Source organism: Profundibacter amoris (genome assembly GCF_003544895.1).
Classification (GTDB): domain Bacteria; phylum Pseudomonadota; class Alphaproteobacteria; order Rhodobacterales; family Rhodobacteraceae; genus Profundibacter; species Profundibacter amoris.
Genome location: NZ_CP032125.1, coordinates 2,867,329 through 2,893,771, shown reverse-complemented (window position 1 = coordinate 2,893,771; position 26,443 = coordinate 2,867,329). Strand labels below are relative to the sequence as shown.

29 protein-coding genes are annotated in these 26,443 nt (G+C 58.8%); 14 read left to right on the top strand and 15 right to left on the bottom strand.

Features of this window, described 5'->3' with window-relative positions; genetic code table 11:
- Window positions 1-77: 77 nt before the first annotated feature.
- Window positions 78-770, top strand: coding sequence for a M48 family metallopeptidase (locus BAR1_RS14475; protein ID WP_118943682.1), 693 nt, complete (start codon window positions 78-80; stop codon window positions 768-770).
- Between the two features lie 32 nt (window positions 771-802).
- Window positions 803-1,453, top strand: a complete 651-nt coding sequence (locus BAR1_RS14470) for a GntR family transcriptional regulator (protein WP_118943681.1) — start codon at window positions 803-805, stop codon at window positions 1,451-1,453.
- Here BAR1_RS14470 and BAR1_RS14465 read toward each other — a convergent pair.
- The 14 genes from BAR1_RS14465 to BAR1_RS14400 form a co-directional block, all read right to left on the bottom strand.
- Entirely contained in the window at window positions 1,450-2,655 is a 1,206-nt protein-coding gene (locus tag BAR1_RS14465; protein WP_118943680.1) for an NnrS family protein, read from the bottom strand. The genes BAR1_RS14470 and BAR1_RS14465 overlap by 4 nt on opposite strands.
- A 131-nt stretch (window positions 2,656-2,786) precedes the next feature.
- The gene (gene lpdA, locus BAR1_RS14460) at window positions 2,787-4,175 is read right to left on the bottom strand and encodes a dihydrolipoyl dehydrogenase (RefSeq protein WP_118943679.1); all 1,389 of its coding nucleotides are present in this window, start codon (window positions 4,173-4,175) and stop codon (window positions 2,787-2,789) included.
- A 153-nt stretch (window positions 4,176-4,328) separates the two neighbouring features.
- Window positions 4,329-4,718, bottom strand: coding sequence for an MAPEG family protein (locus BAR1_RS14455; protein ID WP_118943678.1), 390 nt, complete (start codon window positions 4,716-4,718; stop codon window positions 4,329-4,331).
- Window positions 4,715-5,023 (bottom strand): hypothetical protein, encoded by a 309-nt coding sequence (locus tag BAR1_RS14450; RefSeq protein ID WP_118943677.1) that lies wholly within the window; start codon window positions 5,021-5,023, stop codon window positions 4,715-4,717. The genes BAR1_RS14455 and BAR1_RS14450 overlap by 4 nt, the downstream gene beginning before the upstream one ends.
- Before the next feature lie 19 nt (window positions 5,024-5,042).
- Window positions 5,043-6,542 carry a 2-oxoglutarate dehydrogenase complex dihydrolipoyllysine-residue succinyltransferase gene (gene odhB, locus BAR1_RS14445; protein ID WP_118943676.1) on the bottom strand — a complete coding sequence of 500 codons (1,500 nt, stop codon included), beginning with the start codon at window positions 6,540-6,542 and terminating at the stop codon, window positions 5,043-5,045.
- A 4-nt stretch (window positions 6,543-6,546) separates the two neighbouring features.
- Window positions 6,547-9,507: a 2-oxoglutarate dehydrogenase E1 component gene (locus BAR1_RS14440; protein ID WP_118943675.1), complete on the bottom strand. Its 2,961-nt coding sequence runs from the start codon at window positions 9,505-9,507 to the stop codon at window positions 6,547-6,549.
- Between the two features lie 106 nt (window positions 9,508-9,613).
- Complete coding sequence (locus BAR1_RS14435; protein ID WP_118943674.1) at window positions 9,614-9,841, bottom strand: hypothetical protein; 228 nt, start codon at window positions 9,839-9,841, stop codon at window positions 9,614-9,616.
- 30 nt (window positions 9,842-9,871) lie between these two features.
- A complete protein-coding gene (sucD, locus tag BAR1_RS14430; protein WP_118943673.1) occupies window positions 9,872-10,753 on the bottom strand; it encodes a succinate--CoA ligase subunit alpha in 882 nt (293 codons plus the stop codon).
- A 60-nt stretch (window positions 10,754-10,813) separates the two neighbouring features.
- Window positions 10,814-11,332, bottom strand: coding sequence for a hypothetical protein (locus BAR1_RS14425; protein ID WP_162891806.1), 519 nt, complete (start codon window positions 11,330-11,332; stop codon window positions 10,814-10,816).
- Window positions 11,333-11,447: 115 nt separating this feature from the next.
- Window positions 11,448-11,975, bottom strand: coding sequence for a hypothetical protein (locus BAR1_RS14420; protein WP_118943671.1), 528 nt, complete (start codon window positions 11,973-11,975; stop codon window positions 11,448-11,450).
- 4 nt (window positions 11,976-11,979) lie between these two features.
- Window positions 11,980-13,173, bottom strand: coding sequence for an ADP-forming succinate--CoA ligase subunit beta (gene sucC / locus BAR1_RS14415; RefSeq protein WP_118943670.1), 1,194 nt, complete (start codon window positions 13,171-13,173; stop codon window positions 11,980-11,982).
- Between the two features lie 174 nt (window positions 13,174-13,347).
- A complete protein-coding gene (locus tag BAR1_RS14410) occupies window positions 13,348-14,541 on the bottom strand; it encodes a hypothetical protein (protein WP_118943669.1) in 1,194 nt (397 codons plus the stop codon).
- Between the two features lie 77 nt (window positions 14,542-14,618).
- On the bottom strand, window positions 14,619-15,581 hold the full coding sequence (mdh, locus tag BAR1_RS14405; protein ID WP_118943668.1) for a malate dehydrogenase: 963 nt from the start codon (window positions 15,579-15,581) through the stop codon (window positions 14,619-14,621).
- Window positions 15,582-15,717: 136 nt separating this feature from the next.
- Window positions 15,718-16,035 carry a hypothetical protein gene (locus tag BAR1_RS14400; RefSeq protein ID WP_118943667.1) on the bottom strand — a complete coding sequence of 106 codons (318 nt, stop codon included), beginning with the start codon at window positions 16,033-16,035 and terminating at the stop codon, window positions 15,718-15,720.
- 276 nt (window positions 16,036-16,311) lie between these two features.
- On the opposite strand from BAR1_RS14400, the gene BAR1_RS14395 reads away from it, so the two are divergent.
- From BAR1_RS14395 to BAR1_RS14340, 12 genes are all read left to right on the top strand, one after another.
- Complete coding sequence (locus BAR1_RS14395; protein ID WP_118943666.1) at window positions 16,312-17,157, top strand: HpcH/HpaI aldolase/citrate lyase family protein; 846 nt, start codon at window positions 16,312-16,314, stop codon at window positions 17,155-17,157.
- 3 nt (window positions 17,158-17,160) lie between these two features.
- Window positions 17,161-17,718, top strand: a complete 558-nt coding sequence (locus tag BAR1_RS14390; RefSeq protein ID WP_118943665.1) for an NnrU family protein — start codon at window positions 17,161-17,163, stop codon at window positions 17,716-17,718.
- A complete protein-coding gene (locus tag BAR1_RS14385) occupies window positions 17,715-17,918 on the top strand; it encodes a DUF1737 domain-containing protein (RefSeq protein ID WP_118943664.1) in 204 nt (67 codons plus the stop codon). Before BAR1_RS14390 ends, BAR1_RS14385 begins: the two co-directional genes overlap by 4 nt.
- Window positions 17,918-18,946 (top strand): MaoC family dehydratase, encoded by a 1,029-nt coding sequence (locus tag BAR1_RS14380; RefSeq protein WP_118943663.1) that lies wholly within the window; start codon window positions 17,918-17,920, stop codon window positions 18,944-18,946. The genes BAR1_RS14385 and BAR1_RS14380 overlap by 1 nt, the downstream gene beginning before the upstream one ends.
- Window positions 18,947-18,953: 7 nt before the next feature.
- Window positions 18,954-19,805 (top strand): DUF4344 domain-containing metallopeptidase, encoded by an 852-nt coding sequence (locus tag BAR1_RS14375; protein WP_118943662.1) that lies wholly within the window; start codon window positions 18,954-18,956, stop codon window positions 19,803-19,805.
- 183 nt (window positions 19,806-19,988) lie between these two features.
- Window positions 19,989-20,375 (top strand): succinate dehydrogenase, cytochrome b556 subunit, encoded by a 387-nt coding sequence (gene sdhC, locus BAR1_RS14370; protein WP_118943661.1) that lies wholly within the window; start codon window positions 19,989-19,991, stop codon window positions 20,373-20,375.
- A gap of 11 nt (window positions 20,376-20,386) precedes the next feature.
- Entirely contained in the window at window positions 20,387-20,767 is a 381-nt protein-coding gene (sdhD, locus tag BAR1_RS14365) for a succinate dehydrogenase, hydrophobic membrane anchor protein (protein ID WP_162891805.1), read from the top strand.
- A gap of 14 nt (window positions 20,768-20,781) precedes the next feature.
- Window positions 20,782-22,590: a succinate dehydrogenase flavoprotein subunit gene (gene sdhA / locus BAR1_RS14360; RefSeq protein WP_118943659.1), complete on the top strand. Its 1,809-nt coding sequence runs from the start codon at window positions 20,782-20,784 to the stop codon at window positions 22,588-22,590.
- A complete protein-coding gene (locus BAR1_RS14355; RefSeq protein ID WP_118943658.1) occupies window positions 22,590-23,036 on the top strand; it encodes a hypothetical protein in 447 nt (148 codons plus the stop codon). The genes sdhA and BAR1_RS14355 overlap by 1 nt, the downstream gene beginning before the upstream one ends.
- Before the next feature lie 3 nt (window positions 23,037-23,039).
- Window positions 23,040-23,360, top strand: a complete 321-nt coding sequence (locus BAR1_RS14350) for a hypothetical protein (RefSeq protein ID WP_118943657.1) — start codon at window positions 23,040-23,042, stop codon at window positions 23,358-23,360.
- Between the two features lie 10 nt (window positions 23,361-23,370).
- Entirely contained in the window at window positions 23,371-24,150 is a 780-nt protein-coding gene (locus tag BAR1_RS14345; protein ID WP_118943656.1) for a succinate dehydrogenase iron-sulfur subunit, read from the top strand.
- Window positions 24,151-24,155: 5 nt separating this feature from the next.
- Window positions 24,156-25,001, top strand: coding sequence for an urea carboxylase-associated family protein (locus BAR1_RS14340; protein WP_118943655.1), 846 nt, complete (start codon window positions 24,156-24,158; stop codon window positions 24,999-25,001).
- 99 nt (window positions 25,002-25,100) lie between these two features.
- Here BAR1_RS14340 and BAR1_RS14335 read toward each other — a convergent pair whose 3' ends face one another.
- Window positions 25,101-26,423 carry a serine hydroxymethyltransferase gene (locus BAR1_RS14335; RefSeq protein ID WP_118943654.1) on the bottom strand — a complete coding sequence of 441 codons (1,323 nt, stop codon included), beginning with the start codon at window positions 26,421-26,423 and terminating at the stop codon, window positions 25,101-25,103.
- Window positions 26,424-26,443 lie beyond the last annotated feature (20 nt).

Below are 26,443 nucleotides of genomic sequence, written 5' to 3'. Positions count from 1 at the left end.
GCTTTTGGGTGTTTTAAGGGTGAATCAGATGCCTTTGCGCGCTAGGATCAAGCAACAGGCATTTCGTGGACAGGCAAATGGAACAGATCGAACTGACAGGCCCGCCATTGGTCACCGTCACCCTGCGCCGTTCGCGCCGGTCGCGGCGGTTGTCGCTGCGGGTGTCGCAACTGGACGGGCGGGTGACGATGAGCCTGCCGCTGCGTACCCCCTTGCGCGAGGCACGGATGTTCGCGCAAGAAAAAGAGGGCTGGATCCGGCAGGCCTTGTCCAAACGTCCCGATGCCGCGCGGCCGGTGATTGGCGGGCAGGTTTTGTTTGAGGGGCGCGAGGTGGATATTGTCGCGGGCAGGGGGCGGGTGGCCAAATATGTGGACGGGCAGATCACCGTGCCCGATAACCCTGACCGCGTGGCGCCGCGTATTGTCGCCTTCCTGAAACTGACGGCCCGAACCCGCCTGCGCGAAGCGTCGGACAAATATGCGGCGGCGCTGGGCACCACCTACGGGCGGCTGACAATCCGCGATACGCGGTCGCGCTGGGGGTCTTGTTCCAGTGAAGGCAACCTGATGTATTCCTGGCGTCTGATCATGGCCCCGCCCGAGGTGCTGGATTACGTTGCCGCGCACGAGGTGTCGCATCTGCTGGAAATGAACCATTCGCCGGATTACTGGCAGGTGGTGGCCAGTATTCACCCCGATTTCAAGAAACCGCGTGCATGGTTGCGTCAGAACGGATCGCAATTGCATCGTTACCGTTTCACGGATTGACCCGCTGTGCGGTTTTGTGATCACATGCGCCCATGTTAAGCCAGCAACGCCCCCCCGAAACCACCGCTCCGTCGCATGATCAGGTTTACCGCCAGATGCGCACCAGAATCATGCATGGCGAGCTGGCGCCGGGCACGGCCCTTACCCTGCGCGGGTTGGGTAAGGAATTCGGCGTGTCGATGACTCCCGCGCGCGAGGCAATCCGGCGGCTGGCGGCCGAAGGGGCGCTGACCCTGTCCAGTTCAGGCCGCGTCACCACGCCGGAACTGACCAACGAGCGGATCGAGGAGCTGGCTGCCCTGCGCGCCCTGCTGGAACCCGAACTGTCCAGCCGTGCGCTGCCACGGGCGCATATCGCGCTGATTGACCGGCTGCAGGCGATCAATGCCACCATTGCCGAAGCGATCGCCAAACAGGATGCCTCGGCCTATATCCGCACAAATCTGGAATTTCACCGCACGCTGTATCTGCGGGCACAGGCGCCGGCAATGCTGGCCATGACCGAAACCGTGTGGCTGCAACTTGGGCCGACCATGTGCGCCCTGTACGGCCGCCTGCGCCGGACCGAGCCACCGCACAACCACCGCCTGATCATCGCAGCGCTGCGGGCAGGGGACGAACCCAGCCTGCGGTTGGCGGTGCGCACCGATGTGACGCAGGGGCTAAAGCTGTTGGTGGGTTAGCCGCGTTTGGCGCGGGGCACCAACAGCCACGGGCCAACCTTGAAGGCGAACAGGCCAAACGCCACGATCCATGCCAGTGCCGAGCCGGTGATAGCCCAGTCATATTCGGGCCAGATCGCACCGGTGACCCGCAGGGCCATGCTGATACCGACCATTGCCATGGCAAGGTTCAGGATGCCGCTTGAGGCCAGCGTCCGTCCGGTATGCCCCAGACTGGCCCGCACCATCACCGCGATGGTCATACCGCCCACCGCACCGATGCCGAACACATGCAGGGCCGCCACATTGACCTGCGGCAGGTCAAACCACATCCCGACGGCCAGCGTCAGAAATCCGGTCGGGATGAAGGCATAGAAAATATGCAGCACCAGCAGCAGCGGATTGGACAGTGTTCGCAGGCCTGCCCAACGCCACAGCCGCACGATGTGCAGGATTCCGAGAATGGCAAACAGAGGGCCAAGAAACGGTTGCTCAAGGACGACCCAAAGAAGCAGCGCCACGGCTGAACCGGCTATGACGCCGGCATCAAACCGGTTGAACGGCACCGGCATTTTGCCCGGCTCCTGCCTTGCCAGCCAGTTGCGTGTAAAACTGGGAACGATCCGCCCGCCAATCAGCATCAGCAGGATCAGGATGGCGGTGAACCCCATACGGACCGGAGCCGCCCCCGTGCCCCCGGTGGCAACGTCAATGTGAAACCAGATGTTCGTCAGCCCCAGCCCCAGCACAGGCACCAGCACCTTGATATTGCGCCAGTTCTGCCCCGAAATAATCTCGCGGGCAATCACCGCCCCCAGAACCGGCAGGAAAGCGGCCTCTATGGTGGCGGTCACAGCATAAGGAACAGATTCACCCAGCAACATCGCCGCACGCCCTGCCAGCCACAGGGCAAAGATTGCCATCAGGCGATACCCGACCACCGGCAAACGACCGGTCCAGTTGGGCACTGCGGTAAACAGGAATCCGGCAATCACCGCCGAGGTATAACCGAACAGCATTTCGTGTTTGTGCCACTCAACAGGCGCCAGACGGGTGTTGATTGCATCATATCCCATAAGCTCCAGCAGCCACAGGGCAATGGCAAAGATGCCGAACAGCGATGCAAACAGGAAAAACGGCCTGAACCCGCCGCTGAAAAACGGATGCCCCTGCCATGCGCGTTCGCGTTTGCCGCCATGTTGTTTCAGCAGGGGTGGTTGCATGTCTGGTCTCGCTATCCGGTAATTCCGATTCTTTCGCTAGGGTATGTTTTGTGCCTGACTTTGCCAAGCCAACCGGCTGCGGTATCGCGACGCATAGTCCCCCCGCCCGTGAATGGGCGGAGGGACCGGTGTCAGGCGTGGATAGCCCCGTCCCCGCAGGCTAGTGCAGCTTCGCGCACCGCTTCCGAGCAGGTGGGATGGGCGTGGCAGGTCAGGGCGATGTCCTGTGCCGAGGCGCCGAATTCCATCGCCACGCAAATCTCGTGGATCATCTCGCCGGCGTTGGGGCCAAGGATATGCGCGCCCAGAATCCGGTCGGTCGCCTGATCGGCCAGAATTTTCACAAAGCCCTCGCCGGCGAACATCGCCTTGGCGCGGCCGTTGCCCATGAAGGAAAACTTGCCGACCTTGTAGGCGCGGCGGGCCTCTTTCAGTTGTTCTTCGGTCTGGCCAACGGTGGCGACCTCGGGGTTGGTGTAGACCACGCCGGGGATCACGCCGTAGTTCACATGCCCCGCCTTGCCTGCCAGAACCTCGGCCACTGCCATGCCTTCGTCCTCGGCCTTGTGGGCCAGCATCGGACCGTCGATCGCATCGCCAATGGCATAGATACCGGCGACATTGGTGGCCCATTGGGGGTCGGTTTTGATCTGGCCGCGGGGCGAGGTTTCAACGCCCAGTGCCTCGAGGCCCAGCCCGTCGGTGAAGGGTTTGCGCCCCGTGGCGACCAGAACCACGTCGGCGTCCAGCGTGGCCTCTTTGTCGTTCTTGCGCAGTTTGTAGGTGACTTTGGCCTTGGTTTTGGTGGTGGACACCGATTGCACCGCCGCCCCCAGAACAAATTTAAGCCCCTGTTTTTTCAGGCTTCTGGCAAAGGCCTTGGAGATTTCGGCATCCATACCGGGGGTGATGTGGTCAAGGAATTCGACCACCGTCACCTCGGCCCCCAGACGGGCATAGACCGAGCCCATTTCAAGGCCGATCACACCGGCGCCGATGACGACCATTTTCTTTGGCACCTTGGGCAGCGACAATGCGCCGGTCGAGGTGACGACAATTTTTTCGTCCACTTCGACACCGGGCAATGATGAGGCTTCGGAGCCGGTGGCGATGATAATGTTCTTGGCGTCATAGACCTCGTCGCCGACCTGAACCTTGCCCGCTGCCGGAATGCTGGCCCAGCCCTTGATCCAGTCGACCTTGTTCTTTTTGAACAGGAATTCGATGCCTTTGGTGTTCTGGCCAATCACGTCATCCTTGTAGGATTGCATCTGGGGCCAGTCCACCGAGGGTGATTTGCCCTTCAGGCCCATCTTGACAAAATTATGCTCGGCCTCGTGCAGCATGTGGGAGGCGTGCAGCAGGGCCTTGGAGGGGATGCAGCCCACGTTCAGGCAGGTGCCGCCAAGGGTTTCGCGCCCCTCGACACAGGCGGTTTTCAGGCCCAGTTGGGCGCAGCGGATGGCACAGACATAGCCGCCGGGGCCGCCGCCGATGATGATCACGTCATAGGATGGCATTTGGGAGTCTCCTTGGGGAAAAACAGGGTCTGGTTTGCGTATGGTTCGTGTCTGGTTTGCGTATGGCAAAGTTTACGGCGGCGGGAAGGGGGCGCTGCCCCCTCTTGGCGTGCCGCCAATTCACCCCCGGGATATTTGTGGAACAAAGATGCATCAGATCAGGGCCATGATCAGCATGATGACGGTGGCACCGATGCCCACACTCCAGATCAGCGAGCGCAGGTAGGGGATGCCGCTGAGATAGGCGGGGACATAGAGGATGCGGGCGATCAGGTAGGTCCAGGCGCAAGTGATGGTGAGCGGGGTGGATTGGTTGCCCAAGGTGACGACGATGACGGCGATGGTGAACAGGGCGAGTGCTGCGTAGTGGTTGTTCAGGGCGCGATCAACGCGGCCTGCCAATCCGGTCAGGGGTTTCGGGGTGTCGCGGGCGCTAGCGCCGTATTTGATGCCGGTCTGGGCGTCGCCAAACAGGATGGCGAGGGCGAGTTGCACGGCTTGAAGCAGGGCGGCGTAGGTGAGGATGGTGAGTTCTGGGGTCATGGTGCTTGATCAATTTTATCTATGTCAACAAACCAAGTAAAAACCCAACACCCAAAAGTGCCGATGATTCCTACTTTCCAGACCTGCCAGCCACTATCGGTTATTTCTAGTTCTCCAAATACCGGCACAAAAATTCCGATAAAGAACATTACAGAAAAAACCATCCAAACTAGCAAGAATAGGTGAGACAGTGGTTTTAAGCGATACTCTTCTATTAGCTTACGACGCTCCTTGTCATTAGATATGAAATCCCACGAGGTCTTGGCAATTAGACCCATAAGAAAGCAAAAAGCTAAAAATGCCATTATAAAACCTCAGTTTCTACTACAAATCCATCAACAACCGGCGCGGATCCTCAAGTGCTTCTTTCACCCGCACCAAGAACGTCACGGCCCCTTTGCCATCCACGACCCGGTGGTCATAGCTTAGCGCCAGATACATCATCGGGCGGATCACGACTTCGCCGTTGATCGCCATTGGGCGGTCCTGGATTTTGTGCATGCCCAGAATTCCCGATTGCGGCGGGTTCAGGATGGGCGAGGACATCAGCGAGCCGTAAACGCCACCGTTCGAGATGGTGAAACTGCCCCCCTGCATTTCCGCCATCGACAGTTTGCCCGCCACGGCCTTTTGCCCCAGTTCGGCGATTTTCTTTTCAATCTCGGCGAAGGACATCTGGTCGGCATTGCGCACCACCGGCACCACAAGGCCGGTCGGTGTGCCGACAGCCACGCCCATGTGGACATAGTTTTTGTAGACCACATCGGTGCCGTCGATTTCGGCGTTCACATCGGGCACTTCTTTCAGCGCGTGCACACAGGCCTTGGTGAAGAAGGACATAAAGCCCAGTTTGACACCGTGCTTTTTCTGGAACAGCTCTTTGTATTCCTTGCGGATGTCCATCACCGCACCCATGTCGACCTCGTTATAGGTGGTCAGCATGGCGGCGGTGTTCTGGGATTCCTTCAAACGGCGCGCGATGGTCTGGCGCAGGCGGGTCATTTTCACCCGTTCCTCGCGGCTGGCATCATCGGCCGGGACCGGCGCGCGCGGGGTGGCGGCGGGGGCGGCCGCAGGGGCGGGGGCCGGTTTGGCGGCGGCGTTCAGCACGTCTTCTTTCATGATGCGGCCATCCTTGCCGGTGCCGGTGACCTGATCGGGTGTCAGGCCCTTTTCGGCCATCAGTTTGTTGGCCGAGGGGGCGTTTTCAACATCCTTGCCGGTGGTTGTTGGTGCGGGGGCTGCGGCAGGTGCGGGGGCGCTGGCGGGTGCGGTTGCGCCTGCGCCGGACGCGATCACGGCGAGCTTGCCGCCGGCCTGCACGGTTGCGCCATCAGGCGCGAGGATTTCGGTCAGGGTGCCGGCGGCGGGGGCCGGAACCTCGACTGAGACCTTGTCGGTTTCCAGTTCGCACAGCATTTCATCCTGCGCCACGGTATCGCCGACCTGTTTGAACCATGTGGCGACGGTGGCCTCGGTCACGGATTCACCCAGTGTGGGCACCATCACGTCAACGGTGCTGGCGGGTTCTGCTGGTGTTGCCGCAGGCGCAGGGGCCGCAGCCGCCGGAGCGGGTTTGGCGCCTTCGCCTTCGGTCAGGGTGGCGAGCAGGGCGTCAACGCCGACGGTTGCCCCTTCGGGGGCGACGATTTCGGCCATCACGCCAGCGGCAGGCGAGGGCACTTCGACGGTCACCTTGTCGGTTTCCAGCTCGCACAGCATTTCGTCAACGGCGACGGCATCGCCGGGTTTCTTGAACCATGTGGCGACGGTGGCTTCGGTCACGGATTCGCCAAGGGTGGGGACGCGGATTTCGATGGTCATGGATTTATCCTTTGATCGTCAGCGCATCGTCAATCAACGCTGCTTGTTGTGCTTTGTGGGTTTTGCCAAGGCCGGTTGCCGGCGATGCCGAGGCCGGACGGCCAGCGTAGGCCGGGCGTTTGGATTTGGCTTTGATGCGGCCAAGGACCCATTCGATATTGGGTTCCATAAAGGTCCAGGCGCCCTGGTTTTTGGGTTCCTCCTGACACCAGACCACATCGGCGTTTTTGAAGCGGCCCAGTTCCTTGGACATGGACATGGCGGGAACGGGGTAGAATTGTTCGACCCGCAGCAGGTAGATGTCGTTGATCCCGCGTTTTTCACGCTCTTCCAGCAGGTCATAGTATACCTTGCCCGAACACATCACCACACGTTTGATTTTGCTGTCTGCCACCAGTTTGGTATCGGATGTGCCCTTTTGTGCATCATCCCACAGGATGCGGTGGAAGGAGGATCCGGTGATAAACTCGGCCTTGTCCGATACGGCACGTTTGTGGCGCAACAGGGATTTGGGTGTCATCAGGATCAGCGGTTTGCGATAGGTGCGGTGCATCTGGCGGCGCAGGATGTGGAAATAGTTGGCCGGTGTGGTGCAGTTGGCAACCACCCAGTTGTCCTCGGCGCTCATTTGCAGATAGCGTTCCAGACGGGCCGAGGAGTGTTCCGGCCCTTGCCCTTCGAAACCATGCGGCAGCAGGCAGACAAGGCCCGACATGCGCAGCCATTTGCGTTCGCCCGAGGATATGAACTGATCGAACATGATCTGCGCGCCGTTGGCGAAATCGCCGAACTGCGCTTCCCACAGGGTCAGGGCGTTTGGTTCGGCCAGTGAATAGCCGTATTCGAACCCCAGCACCGCATATTCCGACAGCATGGAATCGATCGCCTCGAAATGGGCCTGCCCGCTCCGGATGTTGTTCAGCGGGTAATAGCGATCCTCGTTGTCCTGATTGATCAGGGCCGAATGGCGGTGGCTGAATGTGCCGCGGGTCGAATCCTGACCTACCAGACGGACGGGGAACCCTTCGGTTAGCAGCGAGCCAAACGCGAGGGCTTCGCCGGTGGCCCAATCAATGCCTTTGCCTGCATCAATCATTTTCTTCTTGGCGTCCAGCATACGGGCGACCGTTTTATGTACCGGATAGCCGTCGGGAATATGGGTCAGCGCCGCACCCACCTGGGTATAGGTTTCCTCGGGGATGGCGGTTTGGCCGCGCTGGTAATCGTCGTCATGTCTGGACAGATGCTTCCAGCGGCCATCCAGCCAGTCAGCCTTGTTCGGTTTATAGTCCTTGCCGGCCTCGAATTCCTCGTTCAGGTGGGCCTGAAACGCGGTTTTCATTTCCTCGATCTCGCCTTCGGGGATTAGCCCGTCGCGGATCAGACGGTCGGTATAAAGCTGAAGCGTGGTTTTCTGGGTTTTGATCTTTTTGTACATCAGGGGATTGGTGAACATCGGTTCGTCCCCCTCGTTGTGACCAAAGCGGCGATAGCAGAAGATGTCGATCACCACGTCCTTGTGGAATTTCTGGCGGAACTCGGTGGCGACTTTGGCGGCATGAACAACGGCCTCGGGATCGTCGCCGTTCACATGGAAAATCGGCGCTTCGACCATTAGCGCGATGTCGGTCGGGTAAGGAGACGAGCGGGAAAAATGCGGGGCGGCGGTAAAACCGATCTGGTTGTTGACCACGATGTGAATGGTGCCGCCTGTGCGATGCCCCACCAGACCCGACATGCCGAAACATTCCGAAATCACGCCCTGGCCCGCAAAGGCCGCATCACCATGCAGCAGCAGCGGGATCACCGAGGCCCGTTCCTTGTCGAACTTCTGGTCCTGCTTGGCGCGGGATTTGCCCAGAACCACGGGGTTCACAGCCTCCAGGTGGCTGGGGTTGGCGGTCAGTGACAGGTGCACGGATTCGCCCCCGAACGAACGGTCGCTGGAGGCGCCCAGATGATATTTCACATCGCCCGAACCATCCACATCTTCGGGCTTGAAACTGCCGCCCTGAAATTCGTTGAACACGGCGCGGTAGGGTTTGCCCAGCACATTCACCAGCACTGACAGGCGGCCACGGTGGGGCATACCGATGACAATTTCCTTGGCGCCCAGATCGCCGCCGCGTTTGATGATCTGCTCCATCGCGGGGATCAGGCTTTCACCGCCATCCAGACCGAAGCGTTTGGTGCCCATGTATTTCACATGCAGGAATTTCTCGAAGCCTTCTGCCTCGACCAGCTTGTTCAGGATCGCCTTGCGCCCCTCGCGGGTGAACTGGATTTCCTTGCCGTAGCCCTCGATCCGTTCCTTCAGCCAGCCGGCCTGTTCGGCGTTGGAAATATGCATGTATTGCAGAGCAAAGGTGCCGCAATAGGTGCGCTTCAGAATTTCGACAATCTGGCGCATCGAAGCCATTTGCAGGCCCAGCACATTGTCGATGAAGATGGGGCGGTCCATGTCGGATTCGGTGAAACCGTAGGATTCCGGTTCCAGCTCGGGGTGGGGTTCGCGACCGGCCAGCCCCAGCGGATCCAGATCGGCGGCCAGATGGCCACGGATGCGGTAGGCGCGGATGATCATCAGGGCGCGGATACTATCCAGCACGGCGCGCTTGATCTGGTCATCGGAAACCTGAACGCCCTTTTCCTCGGCCTTGCTAAGGATTTTCGCGGCCACCTCGGCGGGTTTGACGTCTTCGGCGGGCCATTGGCCATCCAGTGCATGGGTCAGATCGTCATTCGGGACCGGCGGCCAGTCCGCGCGCGCCCACGAGGGGCCGGCGGCCTCGGCCTTGACGGCCATGTCATCGTCGCCCAGCTCCCTGAAAAACGCCTGCCACGCCGCATCGACCGCGTTCGGATCATTGGCATATTGCGCATAAAGCTGCTCGATATACTGGGCATTGTGCCCTTGCAGGAACGAGGAGGAGTGGAATTCTTCGGTGGTCGGTTGGTCGGTCATGATGGGACCTCGTTAGGGTTGGTTGTATTCACAGGGGCGCAATCAGAAATTTTGGTATCAAATAGATGCAACGATGAAGAAATGTCCGATGATGGTTTATCGGGTGTCAATTGAACCACCTCATCCACAGTGGAAATTGAGTCCATTGAAAGAGAACATACCAAACTGCAACGAGACCTAGGAAACTTAACAGCCCGACAAATGCAGGAACGGCTTTCCCGTTGCCTGAATCACTTCCCCAATTGTATGCCGCAAAGCCAGCAATGAATGGGGTGGTGATGGTCAGCCAATTAAGTGTTTCAATCAAACCGCTGAGTATTGGTATGTTTTCCATCTCTTTTTCTCCTAAGCATCGTTAGCTTTTTTACCCAATCGCCTTCAGCACAGCTTCGCCCAGTCCGGCGGGGCTGTCGGCCACCACGATTCCGGCGGAACGCATGGCTTCGATCTTGTCTTCGGCGCCGCCTTTGCCGCCGGCGACAATCGCGCCCGCGTGGCCCATGCGGCGGCCCGGAGGGGCGGTGCGGCCGGCGATGAAACCGGCAACGGGCTTCCAGCGGCCTTTCTTTTTCTCGTCGGCCAGAAACTGCGCCGCTTCTTCTTCGGCCGAGCCGCCGATTTCGCCGATCATGATGATGCTCTGGGTTTCGTCATCGGCCAGAAACATTTCCAGCACGTCGATATGTTCGGTCCCCTTGATCGGGTCGCCACCGATGCCCACAGCAGTGGACTGGCCCAGACCCATATCGGTGGTTTGCTTCACGGCCTCGTAGGTCAGCGTGCCGGAACGCGAAACCACGCCGCAGGAGCCGCGTTTGTGGATGTGGCCGGGCATGATGCCGATTTTGCAGGCGTCCGGTGTGATCACGCCAGGGCAGTTCGGCCCGATCAGGGTGGATTTGGACCCGTCCAGCGCGCGTTTGACTTTCATCATGTCCAGCACGGGGATGCCTTCGGTGATACAAACGATCAGTTCCATTTCCGCGTCGATTGCTTCCAGAATGCCGTCGGCGGCAAAGGGGGGCGGGACATAGATCACGGTGGCGTTGGCCTCGGTCACGGCCTTGGCCTCGTGAACCGAGTTGAATACCGGCAGGTCAAGGTGGGTCTGTCCGCCCTTGCCCGGTGTCACGCCGCCGACCATTTTGGTGCCATAGGCGATGGCTTGTTCAGAATGGAAGGTGCCTTGCGAGCCGGTGAAGCCCTGACAGATTACCTTGGTGTTTTCGTCGATGAGAATGGCCATGTTTGGTTCCGTTTCTAGTGCTTCGCAAGCGGGGGTTACCCGCCAAGTGGGTGAATTTGGTTAATTTTGAGCCTTGCCGGCAAGGAATGTATAAATCCTGCCAAATGTCGGGTCGGATGAGGTGAATGTGACATAGAATGTTTTATAGGGCACATCTGTTACCCATGACGCATCAAAGTTACCGCGCACACCATCGATTTCAATTGGCCGAGCACCACGCACGCGGCCCATATACGCGGCCACTGCAGGTTTGAGCGACTTGTCGGGTTGGCTGATAACTGCACAGGCTATGGGTGATCCTTTGAAACTGTCAATGCCGACGAATGGCTGGTTTGGCGACCGAGAATAGACTGTCAGTGTCTTGTCGATTTTTGCCATGGGAACATAGCCGTCTTTTTGCAAAAGGCGGACGGCCTTATCGAGGTTGCCAATGTTGGCGGCACAGTAACGATCAAACGTGGTTATGAAGGATGCCGGACTTGCTTTTGACACAGCAACTTTGGGAGAGCTGGTTCCGGTTTCCATGCACCCCGACAAACCAAAAGACAAGCCTATGACAAGAAAAACTCTGCGTATCATTTATCCGCTCCTTCAGCATTTGTGCCTTGACCAAACAAACAGCGTTCATCGCCAGCACAGTTCCGGCAAACTACCTTGGTGTTATCGTCGATGATTATCGCCATTAGAGCTGCCCCTATTTCCGCGAAATGATTGTGACGGCTTCGCCAGATCCGTCGTTCCCGCTCGCAACGATGGTGCGAGAGCCCAACTTGTAGCTTGCATTATATAGCCCGCTGGCAATGAGCGGTCTTCCGGTCGCTTTCATGCCCAAAGATTTCAGCACCGCATCAACGCCTATCCAAAGAGTTTTGGTTTCATAATTATTGGTAACCTTGGTGACACATTGCTTTTGGTTGGGGGCCGCTATTTCGACCCAGGTTTTAAACAGACCGCGACCGTATTTCTTTATGTACACCACCTTGAAGGTTACCTGACCGATCGTGTTGTATTTGCTAACACTGAAACCGCGGTTAGCGATTGCTTTGTTCAACGGTTGGTTTCGCCCGACAAGATTTGCGCAAACGGTGGCAACATCCGCGGCAACTGCCTTCATGATTTCACGGTCTTTCCGTGCGCCGGCATCAACCGGACCGGATGCGAAAACCGATAAAGTTGCGCAAGCCATTGCAATGAAGGCAAGTTTTCTTGTTGCGAATACCATCTGCTTACCCCTTCACCGCTTTCACAATCTTCTCGGCAGCGTCACTCAAATTGTCCGCAGCAATCACATCCACGTCCGAATTGTTGATGATCGCCTTGCCCTCTTCCACCTTGGTGCCTTCCAGGCGCACCACCAGTGGCACTTTCAGGCCGACTTCTTTCACTGCTGAAACCACGCCCTCGGCGATCACGTCACAGCGCATGATGCCGCCGAAGATGTTGACCAGAATGCCTTTGACGTTCGGGTCCGAGGTGATGATCTTGAAGGCTTCGGTGACCTTTTCCTTGGTCGCGCCGCCGCCAACGTCCAGAAAGTTGGCCGGTTCCGCGCCATACAGCTTGATGATGTCCATCGTCGCCATCGCCAGACCGGCGCCGTTTACCATGCAGCCGATTTCGCCGTCCAGAGCGATATAGTTCAGGTCGTATTTGCTGGCTTCCAGTTCTTTGGGGTCTTCCTCGGTCTCGTCGCGCAGGGCGGCGATATCGGGGTGGCGGTAGAGCGCGTTGGAATCAAAGCTGACCTTGGCATCCAGCACCTTCAAATCGCCCTTGTCGGTGACGATCAGCGGGTTGATTTCCAGCATCTCCATGTCTTTTTCGGTGAAGGCTTTGTAAAGCTGGCCCATCAGCCCCACGCATTGCTTGACCTGCGCGCCTTCCAGCCCCAGCGAAAAGGCGATGCGGCGGCCGTGGAAACCCTGATAGCCGGTGGCGGGGTCAACCGAAAAGGACAAGATCTTTTCGGGGGTTGCGGCGGCGACTTCCTCGATGTCCATGCCGCCTTCGGTGGAACAGACAAAGGAAATGCGGCTGGTTTGGCGATCGACCAGCAGGGCCAGATACAATTCGCGATCAATGCCGGCGCCATCTTCGATATAGATGCGGTTGACCTGTTTGCCGGCGGGGCCGGTTTGATGGGTGACCAAAGTGCGGCCCAGCATTTTTTTGGCTTCCTCGGCGGCTTCGGCCACCGATTTGGTCAGGCGAACCCCGCCCGCATCGCCTGCGTCCGCTTCCTTGAATTTGCCCTTGCCGCGGCCACCCGCGTGGATCTGTGCCTTGACCACCCACAGCGGGCCGTCAAGTTCGCCCGCAGCGGTTTTGGCATCTTCTGCTTTCAAAACGGGGCGGCCGTCGGAAACGGGGGCACCATAGGAGCGCAGGAGTTCTTTGGCCTGATATTCATGAATGTTCACTGGACTGTCCCATCTGTGGCTAAGGTTTCGTGTCAGTAAACATGAACGGGTCAGGTAAATAAACGGTTTTTCGTTGTTTGACGGGAAAGTGAGGGGTATTTTTGCAGTTTGTGATCACACCTATCCAGAGTGTGATCACAAACGCTTACTCGATTCGTTTTCTTGTCCGTTCGATCAATTCAGCATGAAGGACATCAGGAAGATGTTGCCGCCTGTCAGTTCATCGAACTCTTCCAGATTTCTGCTGGAAATGACGGGGCCGCGTTCCAGATAGGGCAGCAGACCCGAGCCTTGCACCCAGGTGACGATATCCACAACTGGCGGGTCCATGAACAGCTTTTTCACATTCACCCCGCCTGCTGGCGAGATGCGCCAGTATTCGATCAGCAGATCGCCGTTCAGCAGGGCTTCGACATCGGCCAGAACGGCCTGCCATGCAGCACCGGTGCCAGGGGCCAGCTTAAATCCCAGCGCAGCGGTCTGGTTGTCGTTGGGGATCCATTCGCGCTCGTTGTCGGTTTCCTGTGCAACGGCGGCCCAGAAGACCTTGTTTTCGGAAATCATGCTTAGTAAATGCGCGTGCGCCGCGCGGGTGTGGGTGGCATCGGGTTGTTTGTTCAATGCCCCGTAGGCCATGGCGAATTGGTCAACCCAGCCGCCGAATTGCATGTCGAAACCGAACTGTTGCGGTGCGTTACCACGCAGTTCGATCATTTTGGCATTGGCGTTCATCACGGTTTCAATCGCTTCGGTCGGATCAAACGCCACCACCATTTCACCGGCGGCCGAAACCATGTGGGTATAGGCAGTCAGCCAGGCCACATCGGCGGTGTCAAAACGCACGTCCATCGGCGGGATGCCGTCCATTTCGCCAAAGTTGATTTCGCCCATCAAAGTGTTTGCACCAACCTCGATCACGCCTTCGCCAAGGTCGCGTTTGCCGTTCATGTTGATGTCGAACCACAGGTTGGCAAGGTTCAGATCCAGCGCCACATCGGCCCCGTCGGGGATTTCGGCCAAAGCCGCGCGGCTGGCGTCCATATCTTTCAGCAATTCGGCGAACAGGCCGGTGATCAGATCGGCGCGGAACGGTTTGGCGTCGGGGTTGGGCGGCACCGGCAGGCGTAGCACGGGCAGGTCCAGATCGTCGATCGTGGCGTTGTATTCCCAACGGACCTGCAGGGTTTTCTCGATCCCGCGCAGGAAGTGCAGCGCACCAAGGGCGAATTGGTCGGACGGGGTTTTACCGGTTTGGGCGGACAGTTGCGCGACGGCCCCCACCAGACCGTTTTCGGCCACAAGGGTGTTTGTGTCCGCCAGCGCGGATGTTGCCAGCAAGGTGAGCGTTAGGGGAAGAACGAGCCGCATGGGAATACTCCTGATAAAACAAAAAGGCACCCCAATAGCGTGGGGTGCCTTCCGGTGTTTTACAAGTCAGGAATACCTTAACCCAGTGACGGGTCGATTTCCTTACAGGCAGCAACCAGACCTTTGACCGCTTCGACGGATTTGTCGAACATGGCCTGTTCTTCCTTGTTCAGCTTGATGTTGACGATCCGCTCGATGCCGCCGGCACCGATCACGGTCGGGGCGCCAACATAGAAGCCGTCCAAACCAAGGGCGCCGTCTACATAGGCGGCACAGGGCAGAACGCGCTTCTGGTCTTTCAGATAGGCTTCGGCCATTTCGATGGCGGAAGTGGCGGGCGCGTAATAGGCCGAGCCGGTTTTCAGCAGGCCAACGATTTCGGCACCGCCATCACGGGTGCGCTGGATTATAGCGTCCATTTTGTCCTGTGTGGTCCAGCCCATCTCGACCAGATCGGGCAGCGGGATGCCGGCGACGGTGGAATAGCGTTCCAGCGGCACCATGGTATCGCCGTGGCCACCCAGAACAAAGGCGGTGACGTCGCGCATGGAGACATTGAATTCCAGCGACAGGAAGTGGCGGAAGCGGGCGCTGTCCAGCACACCGGCCATGCCGCAAACCTTGTTGTGGGGCAGGCCCGAGAATTCGCGCAGCGCCCAGACCATCGCATCCAGCGGGTTGGTGATGCAGATCACGAATGCGTCGGGGGCGTGTTTGGCAATGCCTTCGCCGACCGATTTCATCACTTTCAGGTTGATGCCGAGCAGATCGTCGCGGCTCATACCCGGTTTGCGTGCGACACCGGCGGTGACGATGCAGACATCCGCACCGGCGATGTCGGAATAATCGACGGTGCCTTTCATGTTGGCGTCGAAGCCTTCGGCGGGGCCGGCTTCGGCGATGTCGAGGGCTTTGCCCTGCGGGATGCCGTCGGCGATGTCAAAGATGACAACGTCGCCCAGTTCTTTCATTGCTGCAAGGTGGGCAAGGGTGCCGCCGATTTGTCCGGCACCGATTAGGGCGATTTTGGCTCTGGCCATGGTGTGATCTCCTGATCCGTTTAATCCGCGTGTTGCGTATCCATTCCTGATCTCGCGCGCAAGGCATTTGAACAGGCTGTAGGGGAGTCGTCAAATCAGGAAAGCTGAATATGAGGGGCCGGAGTGGTGTGCTGTTTCAAGTGTCCTTGCCGGGCGCAAGCGGAAGTGTCGCGGCCATATCCTCGAACGTCTGACCCGAGGCGACAAGACAGGTGGTGCCATCGGCCGTGGTGACAGTGATGGTCCATGTGCCCGTTTCATCCGAGGCGAACACCTCTACCACGGAATTATCGGCGGCAAAGCCGATGCTGTGGCGGGTTTCGCCGTAAGCGGTGGCCAGACGGGTGACCACGGCGTCATGGGCGGCGCAGTTCTGCCCCTGCCCAAAGGCGTGCTGGGACGAAAGCAGAATAGCGCCGATGCCCAGTGAAAGTGTCAGAATCCGGTTATTCATAATCCCTGCGCCTTTCCTCTGCTTTGGTTCGTGCCAGACTGCGGCGAGAGGTTGTAAATCGGGTTAACCATAGGTGCGGGATGGTTAACGGGTGGTGAAGGGCGGCAGGGTTTGCGCCATGCTGCGCATGTCGCCGCAGGCTCGCCCCTGACGGGGCTCGCCTGATGCCTCCGGCGGAGGTATTTCGGGCAAGAAGAAGGAAAGGCGGATTCTTGACTTGCGCAATGGTGCGGAAATGGTGCTGATTGCGCAAGATTGTTTCAAGGAGGCCGAATCATGAACACCCACGCCCGCCCGTTCCGTTCCGTTCTATACATTCCCGCATCAAAAACGCGTGCGCTGGAAAAAGCGCGGGGGCTGGCCACGGATGCGATTATTTTTGATCTGGAGGATGCGGTGGCCGTCGAGGAGAAAGCGGCGGCGCGCGGGATGTTGGCGGATGCTTTGGCGCAGGATTACGGCGCGCGGTTCAGGATTGTGCGGATCAACGGGCTGGAAACCGAATGGGGGCGCGAGGATGCGGCCGTGGTTGGGGGTGCCGATGCGGTGCTGTTGCCCAAGGTGAATTCGGCGGCGGATGTCGAGGCGCTGGCCGCATTGGTCGGGGATATGCCGATCTGGGCGATGATGGAGACTCCGCTGGGTATTCTGAACGCTGCTGAAATCGCGGCGCACAGCCGGTTGCGTGGCATGGTGATGGGCACCAATGATCTGGTCAAGGATCTGAACTGCCGGTTTCGGGCGGACCGCGAGCCGCTGATCACCAGCCTGCAAATGTGCCTGCTGGCCGCGCGTGCCCACGGGGTGGTGGCGGTTGACGGGGTTTATAATGCGTTCAAGGATGATGATGGCCTGCGCGTGGAATGTGAGCAGGGCCACGATATGGGGTTTGACGGCAAGACGCTGATCCATCCGGCGCAATTGGCAGTGGCAAACGAGGTGTTCGCACCATCCGAGGCCGAAGTGGAACTGGCGCGCCGCCAGATCGCCGCCTTTGAGGCGGCCGAGGCAGCGGGGCAGGGTGTGGCCGTGGTGGATGGCAGGATCGTCGAGAACTTGCATATTGTCACTGCACAGCAGACACTGGCCAAGGCAAAGATGATTGCCGAACTGGAAGGATAGCGAATGGGATTACTGATAGCCGGAGTTGCATTGTGGGTGGCGGCGCATTTTTTCAAACGTCTGTTGCCGGGGGTGCGGGCGCCGATGGGGAATGCGGGCAAGGGGCTGGTGGCGCTGGCCTCGGTCGCTGCGATTGTGCTGATGGTGATCGGGTATCGCAGTGCGGACACAATTCCCGTTTTCACGCCGATGCCCGGCATGGGGCATGCGAACAACCTGCTGATGCTGGTGGCTTTGTTCATGTTCGGCGCGGGATCGTCGCGTGGCTGGGTGGCGGCAAAGGTGCGCCATCCGATGCTGTGGGGCATGGTGATCTGGGCCGGCGCGCATTTGCTGGTGAACGGCGATGTTGCCTCCCTGATCCTGTTTGGCGGGCTGGGACTTTGGGCGCTGGTGCAGATGGTGCTGATCAACCGGGGCGAAGGGGCGTGGGATCGGCCTGAACCGGGGCCATTTTCCAAGGATATCAAGAATTTCGTGATTGCGCTGGTGCTTTATGCGCTGATAACCGGCGTTCATATCTGGCTGGGCTACAGCCCGTTTCGGGGGACTTATCCATGAAGCTGTATCGTTTACTGACCGAGGATGACACCGCCGCCTTTTGCCACAAGGTAAGCGAGGCGCTGAGCAAGGGGTGGGAGCTGTATGGTTCGCCCACCTATGCCTTTGACCATGCCAATGGCGTGATGCGTTGCGGGCAGGCGGTGACCAAAGAGGCGAATGTGGCGTATTCACCCGATCTGAAACTGGGGCAGCAGTGATGGGCAAGACGACAGCAGGGCGGTTTTTCGAGGATTACAGGTTGGGCGAGGTGATCGACCACGCGGTGCCGCGCACGGTGTCGGGGGGCGAGCGGGCGCTGTATCATGCGCTCTATCCCGCGCGTCATGCGCTGGCCTCGTCCGACGATTTTGCGCGCGTTTGCGGGCTGCCGGCATCGCCGATGGATGACCTGATCACCTTCCATGTGGTGTTCGGCAAAACCGTGCCCGATATTTCGCTGAATGCAGTGGCCAATCTGGGCTATGCCGAGGCACGGTGGTTAAGGCCGGTCTATGCGGGGGATACGCTGTGTTCCAGCTCCAAGGTAATCGGGCTGAAGCAGAATTCCAGTGGCAAGAATGGCGTGGTCTGGGTGCGCACAACCGGCATGAACCAGCACGGTCAGGCGGTGCTGGAATATGTGCGCTGGGTGATGGTCAAGAAGCGTGATCCGAAGGCACCGGCACCGGAAACCGAGATCCCCGAACTGGCGGATGTGGTGCCTGCGGATCAGGTGGTGATCCCCGAAGGGCTGGATTTCACGGGCTATGATTTCACACTGGCCGGCGAGCCGCACCGGCTGGGCGATTATACCGTGGGCGAGCGGATCGACCATGTGGACGGGGTGACGATCGAGGAAGCCGAACACATGATGGCCACGCGCCTGTGGCAGAACACCGCCAAGGTGCATTTCGATGTGACGGCGCGGCCCGATGGCAAACGGCTGATGTATGGCGGGCACATCATTTCGCTGGCCCGCGCGCTGAGTTTCAACGGTTTGGCCAATGCGCAGATGATCGTCGGCCTGAACGCGGGCGCCCATGCCAACCCTTGTTTTGCGGGCGATACGGTGCGGGCCTGGTCCGAGGTTCTGGACGTGGCCAAAACGGATGCGCCCGGTGTGGGGCTGATCCGGTTGCGCACGGTGGCGACCAAGGGGGCGGCGTTTGAACTGCGTGGCGAAGACGGGAAGTATCTGCCGGATGTGCTGCTGGATATTGACTATTGGGCGGTGATGCCGGTTTAATCAGCCTATGGAAAAGTTATTTTATCTATTTATTGCCTTGGTGGTGCCTGCGGCTGTTTTGGCGGCTGAAGATATCAACAAACAGGTCGACAAAACGCCCAAGGAGCAGCCCGCGCTGACCGACAAGCAGGATGACGGCAAACAGGGCAAGCCTGTGGCGCTGGCGCTGGACCCGCAGAAGTTCGAGTTCGTGCGCACAAATCTGGTGTCTACATTCTATCACGAATTGGCCCATGCGCTGATTGATATGATGGATCTGCCGGTTTTGGGACAGGAAGAAGACGCCGCAGATGTGTTCAGCGTTGTGGTGATCGAGCAGCTGTTCAAATCACAAGAGGCGCTGGCGATCAATTCGGGCGGGGCAATGGGGTTCAAGGTGGATGCCGATGACCGTATGGGCAAAGGACGTGAATGGGATTGGGCCGATGAACATGGCCCTGATATGCAGCGGTATTACAATATCGTCTGCCTGACCTACGGCAGTAATCCGGAAAACCGTTCAGAATTCGCCGAGAAAATGGGCCTGCCGCTGGAGCGGGCGGAATATTGCAACGGGGAATATGACCTTGCAAAACATGGCTGGGATCCGATTATCAAACGGATCGAGGATGCCAAATCGGGCGAGCCGGTTTCCTTTCATCAATCTGCCCGCACGGCCCTGCAACAGCGCGCCGCCGAGGTGATCGAGGCCGAAGTCAAACTGGTGAACGAGAAGTTCAATCTGCCCAAACGCTTGCGGGTGACGGTGAAGAGATGCAGCCGCGGCAGCAATATGTATGCCTTCTATTCCTCAAGCCGTCACAAGATCACCGTTTGCACCAATTATATCGACGAGTTGTATCGCACCGCGCCCAAGTAGATATTTGTGATCACGCAAGGGTGACGTGTGATCACAAATAGAAAAATTCAACAAATTCTTGTGATTATTTGCGCTAACATTGTGCCGGATCGCGTGACTCGGACAAATTATAGCGCTATTCATGCAGGATAAGATGAACAATCTAGCCGACCACAGGCGCTTGATCCTGAAGGGGTATAACCAATGGCAGACGCAAATCAGGGCAACCGCCCGCTTTCGCCTCACTTGCAAATCTATCGTCCGCAAATCACATCCGTTCTGTCGATCCTGAACCGGATCACCGGTGTTGCGATGTCGCTGGCCGCTGTGCTGATCGCATGGTGGTTTCTGGGCGGTGCAACCGATGCCGCCTATTATGATGTGGCCAACGGGTTCCTGACTTCGTGGTTCGGAATACTGATCATGGTCGGCTCGCTCTGGGCGTTCTGGTTCCATTTCTTTGGCGGGTTGCGGCACCTGCAATGGGATTCGGCCAAAGGTATGGGGATGAAGGCTGTTCGGCGGTCGGGAATTGCGGCGGTGGTATTGTCGGTTGTAGCAACATTGCTGTGCATCCTGCTGGCGCTGTAAGGGGAACGAAGATGTCATATTTAACCGATCGTAAACGTGTTTTGGGCCTGGGCGTTGCCCGTGGCGGGAGCGAACATTTCATTTCCCAGCGGCTTACGGCGATTGCGCTGATCCCGCTGTCGCTGATGTTTCTGTTTCCGTTTATCGGCACTTTGGGGGCGGATTATGCCACCATGCTGAAAACCTATCAGCACCCCTATCACGCCATCGTGGCGGTGATGTTTTTCATCGTGCTGTGCAAGCACCTGCATCTGGGCCTGCAAGTGGTGATCGAGGATTACATCCACGCGCCGCGTCTGTTGATGGCGGCGCTGATCGTCAACCGTCTGTTCTGGGGGGCAACGGCTGTGACGGCCGTTTTCGCCATCGCCAAAATCGCCTTTAGTGCCTGAGCCGGAGAAGTAACATGGCTGCTTATGAATACGAGACCCACGATTATGATGTTGTGGTTGTTGGCGCCGGTGGCGCCGGTTTGCGCGCGACTTTGGGGATGGCCGAGCAGGGATTGAAAACCGCCTGTGTGACCAAGGTTTTCCCGACCCGTTCGCATACAGTTGCCGCGCAGGGCGGGATTGCCGCCAGTCTGGGCAACATGGAGCCGGACAGCTGGCAGTGGCATATGTATGATACGGTCAAAGGCTCGGACTGGCTGGGCGATAACGACACGATCGAATATGTCGCCCGCGAAGCGCCGCGTGCGGTTTACGAACTGGAGCATTACGGTGTTCCGTTCAGCCGGACGACGGACGGCAAAATCTACCAGCGCCCGTTTGGCGGGCACACCACCGAATACGGCGAAGGCAAGCCGGTGCCGCGCGCCTGTGCTGCCGCTGACCGGACAGGTCACGCGATGTTGCACACGCTGTATGGTCAAAGCCTGAAACACAACGCCGAATTCTATATCGAATATTTCGCGCTGGATCTGATCATGGATGACAATGGTGCCTGCACCGGCATCATGGCATGGAAACTGGACGACGGCACGATGCACCGTTTTAACGCCAAGATGGTCGTTCTGGCTACCGGCGGGGCGGGGCGCACCTATTTCAGCTGCACATCCGCACATACCTGCACCGGCGATGGTGGCGGCATGGTGGCGCGGGCCGGTTTGCCGTTGCAGGATATGGAATTCGTGCAATTCCACCCGACCGGCATTTACGGCATGGGCGCGCTGATCACCGAAGGGGTGCGCGGCGAAGGCGGCTATCTGACCAACTCGGAAGGCGAGCGGTTCATGGAACGCTATGCGCCCACCTTCAAGGATCTGGCCAGCCGCGATGTTGTCAGCCGTTGCATGACAATCGAAATTCGCGAAGGGCGCGGGGTTGGTCCGCTGAAGGACCATATCCACCTGAACCTGAGCCACCTTCCCCCCGAGGTGATCTACGAACGCCTGCCCGGCATCGCCGAAAGCGCGCGCATCTTTGCCGGTGTCGATGTCACCAAAGAGCCGATCCCGGTTCTGCCCACAGCGCACTACAACATGGGCGGCATCCCGACAAACCACATGGGGGAGGTGATCAACCCCGTCAAAGGCAACCCCGACGCGATTGTCCCCGGTCTGATGGCTGCTGGCGAATGTGCCAGTGCTTCACTGCACGGGGCGAACCGTCTGGGCACCAATTCACTGCTGGATCTGGTGGTGATGGGGCGTGCAACAGCGATCAAGGCTGGCGAAATCATTGATCCCAAGGCCCCCGTTCCGCACGCGTCCGAGGACAAGGTCGACGCCATTTTCGAGCACTTCGACCGGATGCGCAATGCCGACGGCAGCAAAACAACGGCCGAACTGCGCCTGAAGATGCAGCGCGCCATGCAGGAAGATGCCGCTGTGTTCCGCACCAGTGAAACCCTGAAAGAGGGCTGCAAACGGATCAGTGACATCTGGGACGAGATGAAGGACATCAAGGTCACGGACCGTTCCCTGGTCTGGAACAGCGATCTGATGGAAACGCTGGAACTGGAAAACCTGATGGCCAATGCGCTGACCACAATCTACGGGGCCGAGGCCCGCAAGGAAAGCCGTGGTGCACATGCGCACGAGGATTTCCCGGATCGTGGCGACAAGGACTGGCGCAAGCACACGCTGGCAACTGTTGATCCCAACGGCAAGGTCAAGGTTAAATACCGTCCGGTCCATGTTGACCCGCTGACCACTTTGAAAGAGGGTGGTGTGGATATGAAAAAATTTGCACCGAAGAAAAGGGTTTACTGATGGCCGTTTTGAAAACCTCCTCTGTTGCGCTGGTTCTGGGGGGTGTGGTTCTGGCCGCTTGTGTTAAACCAGAGCCACCAAAGGATTATATGCTGACCTGTCTGCACGAGACCGGCGCCAAAGGGTCTTATGTGAAATCAACCGACAAACTCGGGGCAAACGGCCTTCCGGTGATCCTGCCTGCCGCAGGCGGGGAAGCGCGCGGTGCGGTGTTGATGAACGCCTGCGTCGAGCAGCACAACCGCGAGGCAGGCACATTGCCCAATCCCGCAGGGCCAACAGCACCCAAGATGATGTCGAACGGCAAACTTTCGGTGCCGCAGGGCTATGATCTGTCGACCGAGGATGTGGCGCTGTGGAAAACGCTGACGCTGGAGCAGCAAAAGCGGGCCTATGAATTTCTGAAATCAGGCAGCACGATCCAGTCGTCGCTGTTGGAGGACTAGGATATGCTGCGCGCTTTGGCGATTGGACTAACAGCAGTTTCGCTTTCGGGCTGTGTCACGGACGGGATCGTCCAGGACACCTCGCGCGAGGCGGCAAAACGGGTGGTCACCCCGATCGTGGTTGACAAATTCCCCGGCGGCAACACCGAAGCCTATAGCAACTGCATCATCGACAACGCCACCACGGACGAGATTTTCAGCCTCGCCAAGGCGGCGGTGACGGGTGTTGACCAAAGCACCGTGAATACGGTGGTGACGATCAGCACCCGCGGGGATACGCTGAAATGTTTCTTAAAGGCCGAGCTTGGCTCGGTTACGGGATAGGACTGAAGACATGGTTGAACTCACACTTCCGAAAAACTCGCGCATTGTTACGGGCAAAACATGGCCCAAGCCGGCAGGCGCGACCAACTTGCGGAAATTCAGCATTTACCGCTATAATCCGGACGAGGAAAAAAACCCCCGCGTCGATACCTATTTCGTGGATATGGATACCTGCGGGCCGATGGTTCTGGATGCTCTGATCAAGATCAAGAACGAGATCGACCCGACGCTGACCTTTCGCCGGTCCTGCCGCGAAGGTATCTGCGGATCCTGTGCGATGAATATCGACGGGATCAACACGCTGGCCTGTATTTACGGCATGGACGAAATCAAGGGCGATGTGAAAATCTATCCGCTGCCGCATATGCCGGTAGTCAAGGATCTGATCCCCGACCTGACCAATTTCTATGCCCAGCATGCCGCGATAATGCCATGGCTGGAAACCTATACCAATCCGCCGGAAAAGGAGTGGCGCCAGTCGATCGAGGATCGCAAGAAACTGGATGGTCTGTATGAATGTGTAATGTGTGCGTCCTGTTCCACATCCTGCCCGTCCTACTGGTGGAATTCCGATCGCTACCTTGGCCCGGCTGCGCTGTTGCATGCCTATCGCTGGATTATCGACAGCCGTGACGAGGCGACGGGCGAACGTCTGGACGGGCTGGACGATCCGTTCAAGCTGTATCGTTGCCACACGATCATGAACTGCACCAACACCTGTCCCAAGGGGCTGAACCCCGCCAAGGCGATTGCCGAGATCAAGAAGCTGATGGTCGAGCGGACGGTTTAAGCAGGGTGGCGCAAGCACCGGAGGACGCCGAGAAGCGCCGCGCGGTCAGGCCGGTGATCTGCTATCCGGCAGAGGGTCTGCCAGTGCCGGATATGGCGTTGTATCGGGCGGCTCGACCAGGGGCCGCGAAGGTTTCAGAAACCCTGATCCCGCCGCGCGAAGCGGCGTGTTTCCATGTTCCGGCGGGCAGTTTTTTCCGCATTTCCTGTGTGGACGGTCCGCAGGTCGGGGATCTGAACCTGTGGAACGCAAAGGATCTATCCGAGCGGTTCTATTCCGGAAAATCCCGCGCTTTGCACGGCACCCATCTGACGACAGGGGAGCGGATGTGGAGCAGTTTTCCACACCTACGCCCGATGGCAACGATTGTGGCCGATACGCTGGACTGGTACGGGATCGACGAATTTGGTGGTTCTGTGCATGATGTGATCGGCACCCGCTGTGATCCCTATACGCACAACCTGTTGAGTGGCGGCGATTACCACCATTGCTGCCATTCCAACCTGACCCGCGCTTTGGCCGCCGAAACCGGCCTGCCGCCGGATCAGGCCGAGGCGCATGTGCATGACGTTCTGAACGTGTTCATGTGCACCGGTTTCACCCGCGACACAGGGCAGTATTTCATGAAGGCCAGTCCGGTGCGGGCGGGGGATTATCTGGAGTTTTTCGCCGAGATTGATCTGCTGGGTGCGCTGTCGGCCTGTCCGGGCGGGGATTGTTCGGCGGAACATTCCTCGGATGCGGCGGCGTGTTATCCGCTGTTGGTCGAGGTATTCAAGCCTGCCGACGGGGTGCTGGACACATGGTGCCCACCCGCGCGCAACGCCTATTGCGGCGGGCACGGCGTATAGAGATTCCATGCCTCCGGCGGGGAGTTTGAGCTGATTAAGAAACGATCCGGGGGATCGTTTCAAGCGAAAACGGGCGAAGCCCAAGGAGCAAAGATGGGGCTATTGGCGGATGTAGTGCAGCCGGTTGAAGCTGCTGCGCCAGTCGGCGACTTCACCTGCCAGTGCCTCGGGATCATTGCGGCGCAGGGCATCGGCGATCAGGCTTGCCATGCTGGGGGCATCGGTTTCGGTGAAGCCCCAGCGGACCAGTTCCGGTGTGCCGATGCGCAGCCCGTTCATATCTCCTTCAACCGGATCAACCGGCAGGCCGATACCGCAGGCAAGGAAACCGGCGCGGCGCAGGGTTTTTGCGGCCGCTTGACCGCCTCCGAAATCCGCCGCAAGGATAGCGAACTGGTGCGATTGGGTGAAGCCCTGATCTGCGGCGAAAACGGACAGGCCTTCGTCAGCAAGCGCGCTGGCCAATGCGCGGGCGGTCGAGACCATTTTGGCGGCATACTCCGCACCAAAGTCGCGCCAATCCAGCATGGTCAGGGCCAGGGCGGCGGATTTGGCGGCGTCGAAATTGGCGGTCATGCCGGGGAAGGCGATCTTGTCCAGACGCTCGGAAATATCCGCGTCATTGCTGACGATCAGGCCAGAGGGCGGACCTCCAAGGCTTTTGTAGGTGCTCATTGTCATCAGGTGCGCGCCTTGTGACAGCGGGTTGTCCCATGTGCCACCGGCGATGATGCCGCATTGGTGGGCGGCGTCAAACAGGACATATGCCCCGACTTCATCGGCAATGGCGCGGATTTCAGCCACGGGATGCGGGAACAGGTTAAGAGAGCCGCCGATGGTGATCAGGCGGGGTTTCACCTGCAACACCAATGCGCGCAGGCCCTCCAGATCAATGGTGTAGCCATCTGCATTGATGGGTGCCATGTGGCTGGTCAGACCGTATAGCCCCGCGCAGCCGTCGGCGTGGTGGGTGACATGGCCGCCGATACTGGCGGGTGGGGTGATGATGTGATCCCCCGCTTTGGTCAGCGCGATAAAGGCATAAAGGTTGGCAATGGCGCCGGATGGCACGCGGATTTCGGCATAGTCGGCATTGAAGATTTCGGCGGACAGCTCGGCTGCGATGACCTCGATCTGCTCTATCGCCTCTAACCCCGTTTCGTATTTGTCACCGGGGTAGCCAAGCGAGGGGCGGGTGCCAAGGCCTGAGGCAAGCGCGGCTTCGGCACGTGGGTTCATCACGTTGGTGGCGGGGTTCAAGTTGAAACAGTCGTGCTCGTGTATCCGGCGGTTTTCGGCGATCAGGGTTTCCAGACGGGTTGCTGTGGTCCGGCTGTCGGATTTGGCGGCCCTCCCGGCGATGTCCTGAATATGGTTTTCTATGCGGGCAGGCACCCAAGGGCGCGGGGTCATCCGGGGCATGGTTATGGTCCTTGTCTGGT

What these genes read in the sequence shown, in the direction of transcription:
- BAR1_RS14455 (WP_118943678.1), bottom strand. Translation starts at nt 4,718, where the DNA reads ATGACCCCAGAACTCACCATCCTCACCTACGCCGCCCTGCTTCAAGCC.
- BAR1_RS14355 (WP_118943658.1), top strand. Translation starts at nt 22,590, where the DNA reads ATGGCCGTTTTGAAAACCTCCTCTGTTGCGCTGGTTCTGGGGGGTGTG.
- lpdA (WP_118943679.1), bottom strand. Translation starts at nt 4,175, where the DNA reads ATGCCATCCTATGACGTGATCATCATCGGCGGCGGCCCCGGCGGCTAT.
- BAR1_RS14350 (WP_118943657.1), top strand. Translation starts at nt 23,040, where the DNA reads ATGCTGCGCGCTTTGGCGATTGGACTAACAGCAGTTTCGCTTTCGGGC.
- BAR1_RS14390 (WP_118943665.1), top strand. Translation starts at nt 17,161, where the DNA reads ATGGGATTACTGATAGCCGGAGTTGCATTGTGGGTGGCGGCGCATTTT.
- BAR1_RS14465 (WP_118943680.1), bottom strand. Translation starts at nt 2,655, where the DNA reads ATGCAACCACCCCTGCTGAAACAACATGGCGGCAAACGCGAACGCGCA.
- BAR1_RS14335 (WP_118943654.1), bottom strand. Translation starts at nt 26,423, where the DNA reads ATGCCCCGGATGACCCCGCGCCCTTGGGTGCCTGCCCGCATAGAAAAC.
- BAR1_RS14380 (WP_118943663.1), top strand. Translation starts at nt 17,918, where the DNA reads ATGGGCAAGACGACAGCAGGGCGGTTTTTCGAGGATTACAGGTTGGGC.
- BAR1_RS14425 (WP_162891806.1), bottom strand. Translation starts at nt 11,332, where the DNA reads ATGATACGCAGAGTTTTTCTTGTCATAGGCTTGTCTTTTGGTTTGTCG.
- BAR1_RS14410 (WP_118943669.1), bottom strand. Translation starts at nt 14,541, where the DNA reads ATGCGGCTCGTTCTTCCCCTAACGCTCACCTTGCTGGCAACATCCGCG.
- odhB (WP_118943676.1), bottom strand. Translation starts at nt 6,542, where the DNA reads ATGACCATCGAAATCCGCGTCCCCACCCTTGGCGAATCCGTGACCGAA.
- BAR1_RS14470 (WP_118943681.1), top strand. Translation starts at nt 803, where the DNA reads ATGTTAAGCCAGCAACGCCCCCCCGAAACCACCGCTCCGTCGCATGAT.
- BAR1_RS14420 (WP_118943671.1), bottom strand. Translation starts at nt 11,975, where the DNA reads ATGGTATTCGCAACAAGAAAACTTGCCTTCATTGCAATGGCTTGCGCA.
- BAR1_RS14450 (WP_118943677.1), bottom strand. Translation starts at nt 5,023, where the DNA reads ATGGCATTTTTAGCTTTTTGCTTTCTTATGGGTCTAATTGCCAAGACC.
- BAR1_RS14395 (WP_118943666.1), top strand. Translation starts at nt 16,312, where the DNA reads ATGAACACCCACGCCCGCCCGTTCCGTTCCGTTCTATACATTCCCGCA.
- sucD (WP_118943673.1), bottom strand. Translation starts at nt 10,753, where the DNA reads ATGGCCATTCTCATCGACGAAAACACCAAGGTAATCTGTCAGGGCTTC.
- sdhD (WP_162891805.1), top strand. Translation starts at nt 20,387, where the DNA reads ATGTCATATTTAACCGATCGTAAACGTGTTTTGGGCCTGGGCGTTGCC.
- BAR1_RS14440 (WP_118943675.1), bottom strand. Translation starts at nt 9,507, where the DNA reads ATGACCGACCAACCGACCACCGAAGAATTCCACTCCTCCTCGTTCCTG.
- BAR1_RS14385 (WP_118943664.1), top strand. Translation starts at nt 17,715, where the DNA reads ATGAAGCTGTATCGTTTACTGACCGAGGATGACACCGCCGCCTTTTGC.
- sdhC (WP_118943661.1), top strand. Translation starts at nt 19,989, where the DNA reads ATGGCAGACGCAAATCAGGGCAACCGCCCGCTTTCGCCTCACTTGCAA.
- BAR1_RS14435 (WP_118943674.1), bottom strand. Translation starts at nt 9,841, where the DNA reads ATGGAAAACATACCAATACTCAGCGGTTTGATTGAAACACTTAATTGG.
- BAR1_RS14475 (WP_118943682.1), top strand. Translation starts at nt 78, where the DNA reads ATGGAACAGATCGAACTGACAGGCCCGCCATTGGTCACCGTCACCCTG.
- sdhA (WP_118943659.1), top strand. Translation starts at nt 20,782, where the DNA reads ATGGCTGCTTATGAATACGAGACCCACGATTATGATGTTGTGGTTGTT.
- BAR1_RS14400 (WP_118943667.1), bottom strand. Translation starts at nt 16,035, where the DNA reads ATGAATAACCGGATTCTGACACTTTCACTGGGCATCGGCGCTATTCTG.
- mdh (WP_118943668.1), bottom strand. Translation starts at nt 15,581, where the DNA reads ATGGCCAGAGCCAAAATCGCCCTAATCGGTGCCGGACAAATCGGCGGC.
- BAR1_RS14375 (WP_118943662.1), top strand. Translation starts at nt 18,954, where the DNA reads ATGGAAAAGTTATTTTATCTATTTATTGCCTTGGTGGTGCCTGCGGCT.
- BAR1_RS14345 (WP_118943656.1), top strand. Translation starts at nt 23,371, where the DNA reads ATGGTTGAACTCACACTTCCGAAAAACTCGCGCATTGTTACGGGCAAA.